Source organism: Alteromonas sp. 5NW40-0090 (genome assembly GCF_057552975.1).
The window spans coordinates 273827-289341 of the sequence record NZ_BAAJLT010000002.1 but is presented as its reverse complement, the minus strand read 5'-3'; the positions used below and the strand labels follow the sequence as shown (position 1 = coordinate 289341).

At 44.2% G+C, this 15515-nt stretch carries 16 protein-coding genes; 9 read left to right on the top strand and 7 right to left on the bottom strand.

Annotation, left to right across the window (positions count from 1 at the left end):
- The first annotated feature begins 11 nt into the window (after window positions 1-11).
- From AC27KT_RS03395 to AC27KT_RS03380, 4 genes are all read left to right on the top strand, one after another.
- Window positions 12-674 (top strand): ZrgA family zinc uptake protein, encoded by a 663-nt coding sequence (locus AC27KT_RS03395; RefSeq protein ID WP_487127384.1) that lies wholly within the window; start codon window positions 12-14, stop codon window positions 672-674.
- Between the two features lie 71 nt (window positions 675-745).
- Complete coding sequence (locus tag AC27KT_RS03390; protein ID WP_487127382.1) at window positions 746-1222, top strand: MerC domain-containing protein; 477 nt, start codon at window positions 746-748, stop codon at window positions 1220-1222.
- Window positions 1223-1317: 95 nt separating this feature from the next.
- Window positions 1318-2244, top strand: a complete 927-nt coding sequence (gene folE2, locus AC27KT_RS03385; RefSeq protein ID WP_487127380.1) for a GTP cyclohydrolase FolE2 — start codon at window positions 1318-1320, stop codon at window positions 2242-2244.
- Between the two features lie 62 nt (window positions 2245-2306).
- Complete coding sequence (locus AC27KT_RS03380; RefSeq protein WP_487127378.1) at window positions 2307-3104, top strand: HAD family acid phosphatase; 798 nt, start codon at window positions 2307-2309, stop codon at window positions 3102-3104.
- A gap of 18 nt (window positions 3105-3122) precedes the next feature.
- On the opposite strand, the gene AC27KT_RS03375 is transcribed toward AC27KT_RS03380, so the two are convergent.
- From AC27KT_RS03375 to AC27KT_RS03365, 3 genes are read right to left on the bottom strand one after another with little or no spacing between them, the layout of a single operon-like run.
- Window positions 3123-3863: a DUF3299 domain-containing protein gene (locus AC27KT_RS03375; protein ID WP_487127376.1), complete on the bottom strand. Its 741-nt coding sequence runs from the start codon at window positions 3861-3863 to the stop codon at window positions 3123-3125.
- A 15-nt stretch (window positions 3864-3878) separates the two neighbouring features.
- The gene (locus AC27KT_RS03370; RefSeq protein ID WP_487127374.1) at window positions 3879-4325 is read right to left on the bottom strand and encodes a hypothetical protein; all 447 of its coding nucleotides are present in this window, start codon (window positions 4323-4325) and stop codon (window positions 3879-3881) included.
- A 5-nt stretch (window positions 4326-4330) separates the two neighbouring features.
- Window positions 4331-4912, bottom strand: a complete 582-nt coding sequence (locus AC27KT_RS03365; protein ID WP_487127372.1) for a DUF3299 domain-containing protein — start codon at window positions 4910-4912, stop codon at window positions 4331-4333.
- 193 nt (window positions 4913-5105) lie between these two features.
- Here AC27KT_RS03365 and AC27KT_RS03360 point away from each other — a divergent pair, with 193 nt between their 5' ends.
- The 4 genes from AC27KT_RS03360 to AC27KT_RS03345 all read left to right on the top strand — a co-directional run bounded on the left by AC27KT_RS03360 (window position 5106) and on the right by AC27KT_RS03345 (window position 10533).
- Window positions 5106-6989, top strand: coding sequence for a tetratricopeptide repeat-containing diguanylate cyclase (locus tag AC27KT_RS03360; RefSeq protein ID WP_487127370.1), 1884 nt, complete (start codon window positions 5106-5108; stop codon window positions 6987-6989).
- 781 nt (window positions 6990-7770) lie between these two features.
- The gene (locus AC27KT_RS03355) at window positions 7771-8934 is read left to right on the top strand and encodes an MFS transporter (protein ID WP_487127593.1); all 1164 of its coding nucleotides are present in this window, start codon (window positions 7771-7773) and stop codon (window positions 8932-8934) included.
- A gap of 433 nt (window positions 8935-9367) precedes the next feature.
- Window positions 9368-10141 (top strand): siderophore-interacting protein, encoded by a 774-nt coding sequence (locus AC27KT_RS03350; protein ID WP_487127368.1) that lies wholly within the window; start codon window positions 9368-9370, stop codon window positions 10139-10141.
- Between the two features lie 200 nt (window positions 10142-10341).
- Window positions 10342-10533, top strand: a complete 192-nt coding sequence (locus AC27KT_RS03345; protein ID WP_474872273.1) for a CsbD family protein — start codon at window positions 10342-10344, stop codon at window positions 10531-10533.
- Window positions 10534-10735: 202 nt separating this feature from the next.
- On the opposite strand, the gene AC27KT_RS03340 is transcribed toward AC27KT_RS03345, so the two are convergent.
- Genes AC27KT_RS03340 through AC27KT_RS03330 form a run of 3 tightly spaced genes read right to left on the bottom strand, consistent with a single transcriptional unit; the run spans window position 10736 to window position 12577 of the window.
- Window positions 10736-11257 (bottom strand): CC0125/CC1285 family lipoprotein, encoded by a 522-nt coding sequence (locus AC27KT_RS03340; RefSeq protein ID WP_487127366.1) that lies wholly within the window; start codon window positions 11255-11257, stop codon window positions 10736-10738.
- The gene (locus tag AC27KT_RS03335) at window positions 11247-12086 is read right to left on the bottom strand and encodes an anti-sigma factor (protein ID WP_487127364.1); all 840 of its coding nucleotides are present in this window, start codon (window positions 12084-12086) and stop codon (window positions 11247-11249) included. Before AC27KT_RS03335 ends, AC27KT_RS03340 begins: the two co-directional genes overlap by 11 nt.
- Window positions 12083-12577 (bottom strand): RNA polymerase sigma factor, encoded by a 495-nt coding sequence (locus AC27KT_RS03330; protein WP_487127363.1) that lies wholly within the window; start codon window positions 12575-12577, stop codon window positions 12083-12085. The genes AC27KT_RS03335 and AC27KT_RS03330 overlap by 4 nt, the downstream gene beginning before the upstream one ends.
- 250 nt (window positions 12578-12827) lie before the next feature.
- On the opposite strand from AC27KT_RS03330, the gene AC27KT_RS03325 reads away from it, so the two are divergent.
- Complete coding sequence (locus AC27KT_RS03325; RefSeq protein WP_487127361.1) at window positions 12828-14243, top strand: S8 family serine peptidase; 1416 nt, start codon at window positions 12828-12830, stop codon at window positions 14241-14243.
- 20 nt (window positions 14244-14263) lie between these two features.
- On the opposite strand, the gene AC27KT_RS03320 is transcribed toward AC27KT_RS03325, so the two are convergent.
- Window positions 14264-15283 (bottom strand): outer membrane beta-barrel protein, encoded by a 1020-nt coding sequence (locus AC27KT_RS03320; RefSeq protein WP_487127359.1) that lies wholly within the window; start codon window positions 15281-15283, stop codon window positions 14264-14266.
- Window positions 15284-15515 lie beyond the last annotated feature (232 nt).

The following is a 15515-nucleotide window of genomic DNA, read 5'->3' as shown; positions in this document are numbered from 1 at the left end:
AAGAGGTAAAAATGAAAACCATTTCTATTACGTGGAAGAATTCACAAAAAGCGCTACGCGCCTCTTCAACTTTTCTTAAGGTAGGTACTTTTGTTGGATTGAACTTGGCTGGGATAGGTATCAACACTGTTCATGCTGCGCCTCATACTCACGGCGAAGGCAAACTACAAATCCTACAAGCGGAAAGTGAGTGGCAGTTTGTGCTGCAGCTGCCTGCTGCTGATGTTCTGGGGTTTGAATACACACCATCCACGGCTAGCGAGAAAAAGCGTTATGAAGAAACGCAAAAGGTTTTTTTGCGCTTTGACGACATATTTACCCTAAGCAATACGTGTGAATTACTCGATACCACACTTGAAAGCCCATGGGAGATCGCCGACGAGCATGACGAGCATGACGAGCATGACGAGCATGACGAGCATGACGAGCATGACGAGCATGACGAGCATGACGAGCATGAAAGTGAACACGAAGACTATCCCCATCGCAACACCCACTCTGATTTTCGTGTCGCATATTTGCTTAGTTGCCAAGGCCCCTTAAAACATATTGCGATGACAGGGTTTCCCCATTGGCCAAGCCTGCAGCACGTTAATGCAATTTGGGTAACCAACAAAGGACAAGGCGCACTGGAGATAACTCCAAGTCAGCCAACCTTAATGATAAGCGGCTAGTTATATTTTTTACTCTCCCAGGCGCAAGCTTCACCCATTATAGCTGCGCCATAGAAATTTTCGGACATACTATGAATTCGATATCTCAAGGAAGCAGCGCAATGCCAAAAGTGCAGTTCATTTCAGACAGGCTCGCTATGCTCCTTTCATCCCTTTGCGTAATACATTGTTTATTAACGCCTATTTTATTGATTTCCATACCTGCATTGGCAAGTGTATCAATTCTCAATGATGAAACCTTCCATCAAATATTACTGTTCTTTGTATTGCCCATTGGGGCTCTTGCACTCTCACTAGGCTATCTACATCACAAAAATAAGTGGGTAGTGTTTACAGGCGTTTTTGGCTTAACACTTTTAAGTAGTCCGCTGCTTGTTGAGCGGATAGGCTTAGGACACGAAGTGCTAGGTGAATATGGTGAAGTAACAATCACGGTAATCGCGTCGTTTATTATCGTTGGTGCGCACCTGATTAACTATAGGCTAAGGTCAACCGTGCGGGTGCCTGTTTGCGAAGAGCGTGAGACCACTCAACCACAACACTATTAGTTCCATCATAACCTCAAAAACGGGTAATTCTTATCGAGCGACGCTCGCAAAATTAGTGATGTAAGCCGTTTTTGAGGTCTCATTCAGAGGTTATTTTGTCTAGTTTTAATCATTCCGACACGGTACTTCCCGATGTCACTACAGAGCATTCCACAGTGCAACTTCCTGTTATTGATAGTGTAGGCATGCAGGGCATTGCTATCCCTCTGCACGTGCTAGGTAAGCGCGGTGAGCGATTAGCCAGCCAAGCAAAAGTCGATGTAACAGTGAGTTTAGATCACCCCAATGCTAAAGGCATTCACATGTCTCGATTGTACAGTTTGCTGCAGCGATATTTGAGCAACCAAGACTTACATAAATCGGCACTTTTGTCGTTAATGAACGCGCTTATCGAGTCACAAGATGGGCTGAGTAACAGTGCCCAGCTTAATTTGCACTTTGACCTCACCGTGTCGCGTCCGGCGCTCATAAGTAGGATGTCAGGATATCAATCGTATCCCGCTTCACTTTACATTAGGCGTTCACCTGAACATTATGAGGCACAGCTTAGGTTAAGAGTACCTTACTCTAGTACTTGTCCTTGTTCGGCCTCCCTCTCTCGCAAAGCGTTATCAGAAGTATTTGTGCAGCAATTCGAAGGAAAAGGTTTATCCGTAGAAGAAATGGGCGCTTGGCTCGCTTCCAAACAAGCCAGCATAGCCACGGCGCATGCTCAGCGCTCTTTTGCCGATATAACCTTGGATTTGGCCAATAACGAAATTCCAGACTTCGTAGGCATTATCGACTTAGTAGAAACCGCGCTAGGCACACCGCTTCAAACCGCAGTGAAGCGAGAAGATGAGCAGGCGTTTGCCAAACGCAATGCTGAAAACCTAATGTTTGTAGAAGATTCGGTAAGGCGACTGCATGAAGCGTTAAGCACGTATTACCAAGCCACCTATTTTCGTGTAAAAGTAGAACATCAAGAAAGTCTGCATGCACACGACGCCATTGCTGAATTATCAGGCCCAGTTCATCGATAAATTCAGACATAATTTGGGTGTTGAAACCGGTAGGCAGAAGAAACAATAAAAGGAAAATAACATTGTTATCTCTTAACAAGCTCTCTTACATCAGCAAAGCAGCGTGCATAGGCGCTGCAGTATCAGCTATTGCGGCGTGCTCGTCTGCGCCATCAACCCCGCTTGCTGGTGTAAAATCACACACTCTGTCAAATGCCGTGATATACCAAACCAGCAGCAAAGAGTACCCTGTTCTTTCAAGTTTTGTGTATGGCCAAGCTATTTCAGCGCTACCTACGCGTTTTGCTGATGGCGATGTTGTGGTGATGGATGTTGATGAAACCGTGCTAGACAATAGCACCTATCAAAAAGAACGAGAAAGTGCTGGCTTGGGATATTCTTCACAAAGCTGGGCCGAATGGGTAAAACGTGAAGAAGCCACACTGGTGCCTGGTGTAGCCGCTTTCATCGATGAAGTAGTTGCACGAAATGGCAAGGTGGCGCTTATTACGAATCGCAATAAAGCGCTTGATAGTCACACCTGGAATAACCTTTTGGCACAAGGTTTACCGCTTACCACGAGTAATACCTGTATTGTTGGCCGCACTGCTGAAGACAAAGAAGCGGTAGGCCAAGAAGGTATGGTTAATGACAAAGACTTGCGCAGAATGCAGCTTACCCAGGGCAAGATCGCATGTTCGAATACGTCTAAAGACGCGACGTCTACGTGGGCTGTGCCTCACACTATTATCATGCAAATTGGCGACAACATTGAAGATGTGGGCGGCGTAACCCAAGAATCTGCCAACGTTGAGTTGCTCATGCCACGAGTGGGCACAGAGATTTTTATTCTGCCAAACCCCATGTACGGTTCTTGGTAGACCATTGATAAAGTAAAATCAACGAATGTCGCTTTCTATATGGAAAGCGCCGTTCGTTAAATTAGCGTTGTTATCGTTAATGCCATTTCCCAGCCTTGAATAGGGCTTTATTTCTACCACGTCCAGTAAGTATGCAGATGTGCCCTGAGGGTCTTCATACAGCCCGGTAGAAAATTCACCCGAAAATGTATACGCCTGCTGGATGTCTATTCCTCTAATGCCGCCTTGCTCGTGGGTATTATTCAACGACACAAACACTATTTGATTCGGTGGCGGTGGTGGGTAATGAATGCACGCGCCGAAATAAGGCACAATGAAGAACGCCGTTATTTCTCGCTGTGCATTGGCTTCTACAGGCACAATAAACCCGCTGAGTTCGACGTACTTGCCGTTAAATGTATCAACCGTATTCACTGAAATTAGCGCTTGCTGGTATTCATCGTCAAACGTGCGCTGAATAGACTGAAATACCTGCTCATGAAGGGGTAAATCCTGCGGAGGATTTTGAGAAGAATGGGTCTTGCCCAACAGCGCTTTTTCGGCGTCAGGTAACAGCGCGTCCCACGATAAGGGTTGGAACTGTTGAACGGTAGTTAACCTGTGGCTGTCTTGATAAATCGCCGTGTTATTCTCGAAAAAACGCTCAATTACGCTATCAAGCTTACCGCTTAATTTACCCCTCAGGCCGAGCCCCACCAGCGCGCCCAATGCAGTGAAAGCAACAAGAGAAGCCAGTAAACCATACGTGGCGCGCTTCATACATTATCCTAGCTTTTAACTTGCTAAAATTTTGACTTTACGGGTGTAAGTTACCGGCACATTCTTTTTAAGCGCATAGACTTTTAGAACAAGTTCGTGCGTGCCTTCTTCTTGTGCCTGAAAGCTAATGGCTTGTTCGCCCTTTGTAGACGGCAGAGAAAAACGCGGCGGCGAAAGTAGCGTTACGCCATCACTTGCCATCACATCTACGCTAACTTCTTTGTAGTTCGAAGGAATGGTAAATCGCAGCGGAACGGCTGACGCCTCAAGCTTAGCCACTTCTCGCTTTCTGTCGATATTGAGCGAAATAAGTGGCTCCTTAGCTGCCGCTAAATGCTGTTGCATCATGGGGTGCTGAAAGCCAAACTGCATGTTTCCCATACCTGCGTGTAGTTCACACGCAGTACTATGAAATGCTATGAGACTTGATAAAACGGTAGCTGCAACGACTGTTTTTTTCATATCAGTTACTCCTCGTAAAGCGCGAAGCTGTCTAGCACTAACGAATAGGCAGATTTACCTAGTGCGCTTTCGTGGTTGTCAATTTTTACCGTGCCTTCAAACCAATAAGGGTCGTACAAGTTCTCAACTGCAATGCCTTCTTTGTATTCAACATACAAAATTTGATTTGGCGGCGGTGGTGGCATGTGTAAGCAAGCCCCAAAATAAGGAACGACGAAAAAAGCCGTCGCTTTTTGCTCATCGTTTTGCTCTAAAGGCACAATAAACCCAGGGATGCGGATAGCCTTCCCGTCAAACGCCTCTATCACTCGCGTCGACACTAACGCTTGTTGGTATCGCTGTGCTTGTTCATCTTCTAGCTGCTTTGAAGCAAAGTCATCGACAGAGTCGGCGGCAGAGCCATCGGCAATATCGTTTAAAAACTCAGGCCTATTTAAAAGCGCGCTCAAATCGTCCTCGGGCATAAGAGCTACCCAGTCAATTTCCTCGTAATTGGCGGCTTGGGTTGGGTTTAACGTGCTAACTAAAACCAATAGTGCCGCAATTAAACCGAATTTAACGCTAGAAAGCGTGACAGAAAATTTCACAAAGATGCCCCTTCAAAGAAACAGAAAACACGTTATAACATAACAGAACTCACTAGGATAAGTTTTACGTTGTTCTACCTACATTTTTGATTGAGCACTTCATAACAAGAAAGTTAGCTCAATATTGTCGAAGCTCGAAAAGAGTGACTATATTTTAGTGAATGGAGTTTTTATAAAATAGGCACATAGTTGAATGACTAGAATTGGACTTTTTGTCACAAGTGTATTGCTCACCCTTTTCACGTTAAAGCCCGCCTACGCTGCTACAAACCAAATCAACCCTGCACCAAACGATGAAGTTATAGCCAGTATCAAAGCACTACATCGAGCACCCGAAAAAGAAATGGGTAGATTAAAATCGCTGCTTGATTCAAATCAGTTCTCTCCAAAACGTCATGAATGGATATACCTTTATGCCTTAGGTAAAGAGAAACAGGGCGAATATGATGAAGCTTTAGCACTCGTAGAGAGATGCATAAGCGATGTTTACGCTAGCAGACTAATGCAGCAACGCGCAAAATTGCTAAAGGCCAAAATACTTTCACGCAAAGGCGAAATACAAGAATCGATTAGCTTGCTCAACTCCGTTAGGCAGTGGTCTATGAACCACGGCGTAATACAATTGAATATTGGCGTACTAATGACACTAGGCACTACTTTTGAAAATATTGAAGAACCTAAGCTTGCACTTGATAACTACCTCTCCGCTTATGATTTAGCTACACAGTTCAAGACACAAGTCCCCACCTCTCATATTGCTGGTCTGATAGGCACTATTTATCTGCAGCAGTCTAAATTCGAAGAAGCAAAAGCCTATTTGAACGAAGCTTATGAATTTGCGGTTGAAAAGAGCAATACTATTAATCAAAGTAAGGTAGCAGAAAAGCTTGCTCGAGCAGAGCTAGGGCTTTCAAACTTTAAAGCCTCCGCGCACTTTTTTGAATTAGCCATAGAGATTGCCAGAAAAAACAATACCCCCCTCCTACTAGCTAAAGCCCTACTCGGCGAAGGAGAAATGTTATTAGCGCAAGGGAATACTTCAGAGGCAGCCAGCGCAGCTCGCCGTTTATTTGAAGAAGCAAGCGACCTGGCCCGTAATTTAGAATCTACTACTATTTACTTCAACTCGCTTATAGCGCTTTCTCGTCTCGCGCTGTCTAGCGGAGACAAAACAGAGGCGTTAGCAAAGGTTAGGCTTGCAGAAGAGGCAATAGCGAGTGCAGAAGCAGGCGTTGCCCATTTGGAAGCCGCTTATCTTAAACTGTCTATTCTTGAGAAGTTTGGCAACGAGCAAGATACGATAGACGCACTCAAGCAATACATTGAATTAAATAAAAAAATAACCGAATCACTAGATAAGTCGCGTGTGCAAGTAATACGAACGCTTTACGAACTAGACGAAATTCAGGCGGAAAATAGTGACTTAAAAGCTATCACTCAATTACAAGAAGAAAAACTTGCGCTTAACCAGCAACGAAATTTTTTGCTGGCTGTAATCACTGGGTTATTTCTAACACTTAGTCTACTACTATTTTTACTCTACATTAAGCGTGCGCGTTACCAGAAAAGATTAGAACGGCTTGCTACTACCGATGCATTAACCCGCTTTTATAACCGGGTCAAAATTCTAGAGTTACTGGAAGGATCTCTAGCCACCTTTGAAGCGACTAACGAAAAATTTTGCGTAGTAATGTTAGATATCGATTTCTTCAAATCTATCAATGATAACTATGGACATAAAATGGGCGATGATGCATTGCGCATATTCGCTCGCACTGCGCGACAGCTTTTTACTAAACACGTCGATATGGGCAGGTTAGGAGGTGAAGAGTTTCTGTTCATATTCCATTGTGCTAAAGAAGACCAAATTTACAAACAGCTAGATAGCTTCCGTCAGACGCTAAAAATAGCCTCTGCAAGTCAACTCTGTACAGACATTAAATTAACATTCTCAGCAGGGCTAAAAGTAATTGAGTCGCAGCAAAGCACTGCTGCCATCTTAGAAGATACAGACAGAGCCCTTTATGAAGCTAAAGAAACTGGCAGAGATAAAACAGCGGCTATTAAATGTTTGTAATTTGATACACATTAATGGGAAAAAACTACACAGCCGTATCCCACAAGCAAAATACGCTTTCTATAAAAGCGTCAAAGAAACCACTAATAAACGTTAAAAAACAAAAACTTAAAACAAATTAAACTCCATAGAAAATGATTGGCACAGATCACGCATATATTAGACTAACGGATAAACACAGAGCGTAGTTTGTAGCTAGGAAAGCTTTAGCGACGGAGAGGCCAAATTACGTAGATGACAAATACTGAAGGCGACGACATTGGAAGTAAACGGAGAGGTCGCCAAGGATAAATGGAAACGTCGGTATTTGGAGTTAAGGGATGACTGTAGAAGATTCGTTAAACTGCTGGTCGATGATGAGGTTAGGTAAATGAAAACCTAATTAAACTCGCAGGAAGCATGGCTTTAGTTTCATAAGGATTGCAAACAAGCTCTGAGTACCTACATCGCAAGCACTGACAGTGATGTCTCGTGCAGCAAGGGACTGTTGACCCAATTTGGATTCGTTGAACGTACGTGTGTGTTGCTTCAGCGAGACCATTGTGAGGACACTGGTAATGTCGTCGATATTATTAGTGAGTTGTCACCCGACGACATTCCTCTCCCCTCAAAGGCCCATCCCGGCCTTTACATACCTCTGATTTTGGCCCGCCTTTGGCGGGCATTTTTTTATCCTCACTTGTGATAAAATGTTAGTGGACCTTCGCCACCTACCTAAAGAGCTACCTGCGTGATATCGCCTTCAGCATCTTCTACTGTCTTCAAAGTGCTTTTTTGTGCGCTGCTCGCTACGTCTATTGGTCAGAGTGTTATGTTAACCACCTTACCTTCTATGGGACGCCAGGCTGACCTGTCTGAGTTTCACATCGCCACAATTATGTCGAGTTCAGCGCTAATTTTCGCGTTTGGCACCAATGTATGGAGCAAAGTAGCAAAACGCGCTGGGTTTAAGCGAATTCTGATGGTTGGACTAACTGGCTATAGCTTGGGAACATTTGCCTTTGCTAGCGCTTGGATGGCAGGGTTTTCGGGCTTAATTAGCGGTACTAATTTGTTTCTGGCATTATTAGTAAGTCGCAGTTTGCAATCCACTATAATGTCTGCAACGCCGCCCTCTGCCGTGGGTTACGCTGTCGCAATAAGTACTCCCCAAAACAGAGTTAGTGCCATTAGTAAAGTGACCTCCGCGAGTAATGTAGGGCAGATTTTCGGTCCAGCTTACGCAGGGTTATTGGTGGGGTTTGGCTTAATAGCTCCGCTGTACAGTATTGTTTTATTAACCTTGTTAGCACTGACGTTGGTTTATTTTAAGCTGCCAGTTTTACCCCCTTTATCTGAGCAACAGACAGCTGTGCATAAAAACGAAGACAACCAAGCTCCCACCAAAGTGCCTTATGTGTTTGTTGCTGCGTGTATTTGCGTGTTCTGCGCTATGGCAATGATGCAGCAGTCGCTAGGCTTCTTTTTTATCGATTTTTATCATTACACGCCCGTTGAAGCCGCACAACAAGTAGGGTTTGCTATGATGATCAGTGCCGGAGCGTCTCTTACTGCACAATTTGGATGGGTTCAAAGAGGACGTGTAAGTAAAGAGACTATGATTTCGCTGGCACTTCCAATATTGGGTTTAGCTTACTTGTTGCTCTTCCTTCAACATTCGTTGTTTGTACTTTATGGTGCGATGACATTGATGGGGCTAGGTATGGGCATGGCTTACCCATCATTGGCCGCAGCCGCAACAACCTATTGCGCGCCTTCTCAACAAGCGACTATTACCGGTTTGATTACGGCCACAACCGCCATGGGCTATGTTATAGGACCACCACTCGCAGCAGTGATATACCAAGTTAACATTGCCTTGCCTTTCGCTATAGCGTCAGTACTCATTGCGCTTACCACTTGTGTAGTCTACGTAACGCTGCAAAGAGCTAGCCGTCATGATTAGGATTTAAAGGCCTATACCAAAGGCGCGCACCTGTTGTTTAATCGATGCTTTTCAAAGGTATTTATTTTTTTACCATTTATTTTTAAAAAAGCGGAACCTTTTCAAAATTCGGCTATCTTACTTAATACATAAAGTCGTTGAGTGTGCGTCTTTGTGGTGTGTAAATGTGTTTTCCAAGTTATGTTGTGGTTTTTTAAGGGGCTTTTTAGCCCCTTTTCTTTTGCCGCTATTTTCCACATCAGTGCCTTTCAACAACGGCATTTCGATCCACTTATCTAACAATTTGGCTTAACAATCGTAGTCGGTTTTCGTAACCCCCCCCCGCATTTAATCTAAAAAATAGAATTTAACAAACGTTATCGTTTCATCTTAAGAAATAGTAATAATAATCATTATCAGGTAAGATTTTTAGTCTATTTTTAAGGAGAAGCCAATGCCTAAACCTCAACCCCGCCAAGCGGTTGTTACGCAATCTGTTCGTATAACCCCTACTATGCAGCGAGTCTTTTTAGGTGGTGAAGACCTTCGCACTTTTCCAGCAGTAACTGCAGGTGCTTATGTAAAGCTGATGTTCGATAGAAACGGAAACCCGCTTAAGGAACCTACGGATATGGGCCAAGTGGCAATGCGCACTTATACGGTTGCTCACTTTGATGCGGACAAACCTGAAATAGTTTTGGATATGGTTATTCACGCAGATAACGGAAAAACTGGGCCTGCTTCAGCGTGGGCGACCAGTGTAAAACCTGGCGACGTTATTACATTGGCGGGTCCAGGCTCTAGCAAAGGATTAAGCGAACATTACGACTGGGTATTGCTAGCAGGCGATATGACCGCTCTTCCTAGTATTAGAAATCACTTAGCGGCACTTCCCTCTCATGCCAAAGGCTATGCCGTGATCCGTATTGAAGACGAAAAAGACGCGGTGGTGTTTAAAAAACCTGAGGGTATTGAGGTGATATGGGAGTTTGAAGACACCTTATCTAATCGCCTTACTCAGATTAATTGGCTAGAGGGTACACCCGCAGTTTGGGTAGCGTGCGAATTCTCTGATATGCGCACCATAAGAACATGGCTAAATGATGACAAAGCCATAGCGCATAAGAACATTTACATTAGTAGCTACTGGAAAAAAGGTCGTAGTGAAGATCAGCATAAAATAGAAAAACGGCAAGACAGCGAAGCCTTTGCGAAAACGTTAGCCTGACATAGATTCAGTGAGGCTGTAGTGTTTTCAAGCGTTTGTAAGATCTGCATAAAAAGTTTTGAGGCTACCATTTAAAAAATCCAATAAAAGCCTATTTTTCAATAAGATAAACTATGGAATATCGTTTGCTCTAAGTAAAATGACTGGCGAATATTATTGCCAGTTTTTTAGACCAATTGTTTGGATAAGGAGAGCAAATCATGAACAGTGATCGTATTGAAGGTAATTGGAAAGAAATGAAAGGTAAAGTACAGCAGAAATGGGGCAAACTTACCGACGACGACTTAGATGTTATCGACGGTCGCCGCGAAGAATTAGTAGGAAAAATTCAGCAAGAGTACGGCAAAACCCGTGATGAGGCTGAGAAAGAAGTAGACGAGTACTTCAACTAATATCTTAGGTTTTCTTCAGTGCTCGAACGAGAGAGTGCTTATTAGCAAGGTAAACATTTGCTAATGCAAAATTAATAAGGGCCGCAACTTTACGTTGCGGCCCTTATTGTTTGTTCAGTCTATAAATGCATAACGCTGATACTTTAGAAGACCGATTTCACCTAATCACCACCCAAATTTAAGGAATGGCCGGTGAAATACATTACTCTTTTATATTCGGCTGAAGATTTTCACGTACTTCCCTTGCATCAAAACTGGTCGCTGATGAAGGGCGCGTACCTTTACCTAATTCAATGTTTAGAATGCTCTCAATCTCACTTTTTTGGGAACCACCCACAAATACACCGGTTTCAAATTGAGTAGTCGGGTGATAAGAAGTACGGCATGTCAGCACACCACAATCGGTAACTCTTGCGTAACGCTGGCTAAACCCAGCGGTAGGTGTGGTTTGAACCGTCTCTTTATCGACTAACGTTTCGCGGTCGGTAACAACAAACCAGTCGTATCCTTCTAAAAGCGTAAGTTCAGCGGCACGCAGCATGGCGTAGTCCATAGCTTTAGCCTTATCTGTTCCTTTAGCTTTAAAATGCACACGGTATTGTGTGTCACTCAGTTTGCTTTCGGTATAGCCAAAACCACCTTGCTTTGCTTGTCTATAGTCAGGTTGGCTTGCACAGCCCGCCATAATTATTACCGCAATTACTACCAGTATCTTAGTTTTCATCATTTACTCCTTTGGCCTTATCAGATAGCCAAGTTGCTTCTATTGCGCTTTTTTCTTGCTCTCGGTTTAATGGCGCCGATGCCATCATTTTATCTAACTCATCTTCCAGTGATTTGGCACTAGCAGCCGTTTGATATTCACCTGCCATTTCGCCTACCTCATCCAGTTTGCTAGCGGCAAGCAGCCATGTGCCTTGCTTGTCTTTACACGCTATCATTACGCTTAGTTCATCTTGTGATGCTACTTCAGCTTGTCGGCAGTAGTTGAATTCAGTGTTTAAAAAAGACAACTGTGGCGTTACCGTAACGCCTGATACAAACGAGGTGGTTTCACCCGAAAGGTTTTTATCGAGTACAGACGAAACGTTAGCCCAATGAGAAGGTTGTACGGTTTCAGCCCCTTGTTGATTAAAAAATACTAAGCCTGCTAATACTGCTACACTCGCCGCTATTGCAAAAGGTCCTTTCCACTTTGTTGGCCCACCTAGCCCACTATTAGTTACGTCCACTTTCTTTGGAAACGGCTTAACATTTTCCGCAAAACTCTGATTTGACGAGCTTTCGCTAGATAAGCTTACGCCAGAGGCCTGTATTTCGCTTTCTTGGCTCAGCTGTTTTTCATCATTCAAAAGGGCTACGATTTCTTTAGGTAGCGCTACTGCAGTCGCCTTCTCTGCCGCCACTTTTACTACTCTGTCTACTTCTGCAAGTGCGGCGAGTCGGTCAGAAATGGATACATCTTGCGCTATCGCTTCACGGACTGTGTCCATTTCTGCTGTGTTTAACTCTCCATCTAAAAACGCAGAGAGTTTCTCGTCAGTTAAGATCACGATAGCACCTCTTTTTGCCCGTTTAATAAGTTTGATATCTTCACTCTTGCTCTGGCAAGGCGGCTCATGATGGTCCCTGCCGGCACCTGTAAAACTTCAGAAGCATCGGCGTAACTCATTCCCTGTACCGCCACTAAAGAAAGGGTTTCCCTCTGCTCACATGGTAGTTCGTCCATGGCACTGGAAACCTGTTTTAACGTTATCGCTTGCGTCACTGCCTCATCCATATTTAATTGATGTGCAGACTGCGCTTCATGAGAAAGAACATCGCAGGCATTAACACGTACCTTTTTCGCTCTGTACTCGTCTATCCAGCAATTACGACACACTCTAAATGCCCATGCCATTAACGTCACTTGCTCAGGGATCGGTTTACTAAGTAGCCTTTCAAGCGTGTTCTGAAGTAAATCATCAGCATCATGCATGTTTCCCGTCAACGAATATGCGAATTTTCGCAATGACGGGACGAGTTCAGTCAACTCATCTTTCATTTTCATGTACCTTCGTGAAGATTTCCGTTATCAATACTCTATTAACGAGCCACTGTTATTTTTATTCCGCTGCATTGCATCTTTTTTTCAATGGTATGGATCACCGTGCCATTCGCATTGGAATTTTTTTTCTATCTATTCGTCACTACAATATAAGGCAGTGGTAATACTTGCCTAGAACCATGGCACAATTTATGCCATTCCTTCTCTTAGCACTGAACTGCACCAACATTATTGTAAAGGTAGCAAAATGAAGTACGCACTTATGGTGGGAGTTATTAGCTTATTCGCGGCATCAATCTCTCAAGCTCAACTCGTCGGAACTGTGAATCAGGTAGTGTCGCCAGTGCGCCCAATAATTGATAGAACACCTTCCGACTTAACCGCCATTCGCGAGGAAGCAAAACGACGCGTGCAATCATCTATAGAAGAAGTGGATAGCGCAACGACGTTGGTCTCGGGCGTGGTTAACAGCATCCCTTCCCCTAAATTCGTTGTCCCTGAGACGGCCACTATTTTATCTTCATCAGGACAAGTAATTGTCAATGAAGTTGTGGTAGAAAATGGTTTTCTTGCTGTCGAAAATGAGTGGTTATTTTTAGGGGAAGAAGCAGACAGCGTACATTTTCAAAATAACAACATTGAGTTACAAAAGGCTCAGTTTTTACCCGCTCTCTCTCAGTGGCTTTTTAAAGTAAAAGTCACAGGTGATAAAGAAGAACTGTCGTCTATTCGCAACAGTTTACCGAAAAAACTTCAGTCTCAAATTGGGCGAAATCATATTTACTTGTCACAAAACGACGTTACAAAGACTGGAAATAAGCCGGACATCGGGCAACATTCACATAAGTCATCACAATATTTTGAAGTTTGCCCCACCCCGCTACGCATTGGAATGATTGATACTCATGTTATGGCTGCTCACCCTAAGCTGTCACACATCAACCTTACACAAGCCTCTTTCACTGTTGGGCAGCTTCAAAACGCCAGCACACATGCAACAGACGAAGAAGGTCAGAAAGCATTGAAGAGCCCGCAAGCAAAAGGCGTCCCCATTTCTTACGATCATGGAACAGCAGTAGCGAGTTTATTGGCAGCGTCGGTACCTGAATCAAGCCAAGTGTTTAATGCCAGTGTGTTTTATTCACGCAACAGTGTTAGCCAAGGCGCCACACTGATGTCGTTAATTGAAGGCCTGAACTATCTTGCATCTCAGCATGTAGATGCCATAAATATGAGTTTGGCAGGTCCCGACAACCCTATTTTAGCGAGGGCTATAAAAAAGTTAGATGAGAACGGTATTCAAATAATTGCAGCTGTAGGTAACGAGGGCCCGGCCTCTTTACCCTTGTACCCTGCGGCTTATCCTGAGACATTGGGCATTACGGCCGTTGATAAATCTAATGCAATTTACAGATGGGCGAACCAAGGAGATTACGTTGATTTTGCAGCATTTGGTGTATCAATAGATGCTGCACACCCTAATGGAAAAACGGTGAGACAAACGGGCACCTCTATGGCGTCACCTCGAGCCACCGCCTTGTATGCGTGCTTTTTACGTGCTGAGAAAGAGAGAAACGCCGCTTTGATAAAGCTGCAGCAATTAGCGATAGATGCGGGTACTCCGGGGCGGGACAGCGTATTTGGTTTTGGCGTACTGCCATAGCCTCAAACACACCGCCCTTATTAGAAGTGAACATTAATGCCGAGCTCAGCAATGGTTTCTTGATAGTTTGCACCATCCACACTAGAAGCAAAGTCTCCATATTGCGTAGACAGTTTAATATCAACATTGTTGTGAATGGCGTAATCGGCACTCATCTCAACGACGTGTCTGTCGTCTTCCCTACCTATACCTCCATCTTGTTCTGAGGCGTAATCTCTTACATCTAATTGATAGGCAACCGTAAGCTTCAAGGGTTTACTAAGTACCGCTAGAGGATAGGTGTACGCTAGATCCATCCCAATACCGGTGTAATCGAACACATTATTTTGGGCATCTTCATTTTGATACTTAAGCGCGATTTGGAAGAAGTCTTCCCCTTCGAAGAAGTAAAATAGGTCACTGCGCACAGCAGCTGCTTCACTATCTCGAATTGGTGCACCTTCAGGCGTGTTCTCGAATTGTTTATCGATAAGGTCGCTACTAACACGCAAGTAAATGCGCTGCCCCAACAATTTTCCGACAGATAATCCAGATTGTTGATAGGTGAGGAAGTCACGCCCGTCTAGCTCAGCGCTAGCGTGATAGTAGTGCGCTCCTAGTTTGGCGAAGTCAAACGCATAGCTGGTGCTAGCGGACAGCGTGGTAAGGCCAAGATCGAACTCGTTTAGCGTTTGATAGTTGGTATTCGCCTGACTTACCGACAGTACATTTTCCCATTTCGCTGTGGGCTTCACCAACACCTTTAGCTGAGCTTCTGACTGTACCGCGCCGTCGGCCACATCTGAATTCGTATCGAGCTCGCTAACGCTCACATTGCTATCAGAGCGGTACCCTAAATAGCCAGACCCTGAGAATGAAAACGTTTGGTGTTTTGCGTTTGTATTATTCGCATCTTCATCATTGTGCGAGTGACTGTCAGAGCCCGCATAAGCAGCGCTATTACCGAGTAAAACAGCTGCCACGGACAGCGAGAGGCATTTGCGGCCGCCACGAATAAGGTTGTTGGTTGTTGATGAGTGTTGAAGTATTTGCGTATTCATTGTTATTACCTACCACAAAGAAAGTGAAACTTAGCGATTGCTGTTTTTAAGGAGAGACGTGAGATTTGACTTGAGGTGCTCGCTTTAAGGAATGCACGATAGCGAGGCAATGTATTCGCACCTGCAGCCTAGACCTTAAATAGCGGCTTGCCTTTCTATTTAGACAAGCCGCACTCAGACTTTAAGGTGGCTATTTAACGTGCTAGCTCAAGGTTGCTCTACGCCCACCTAG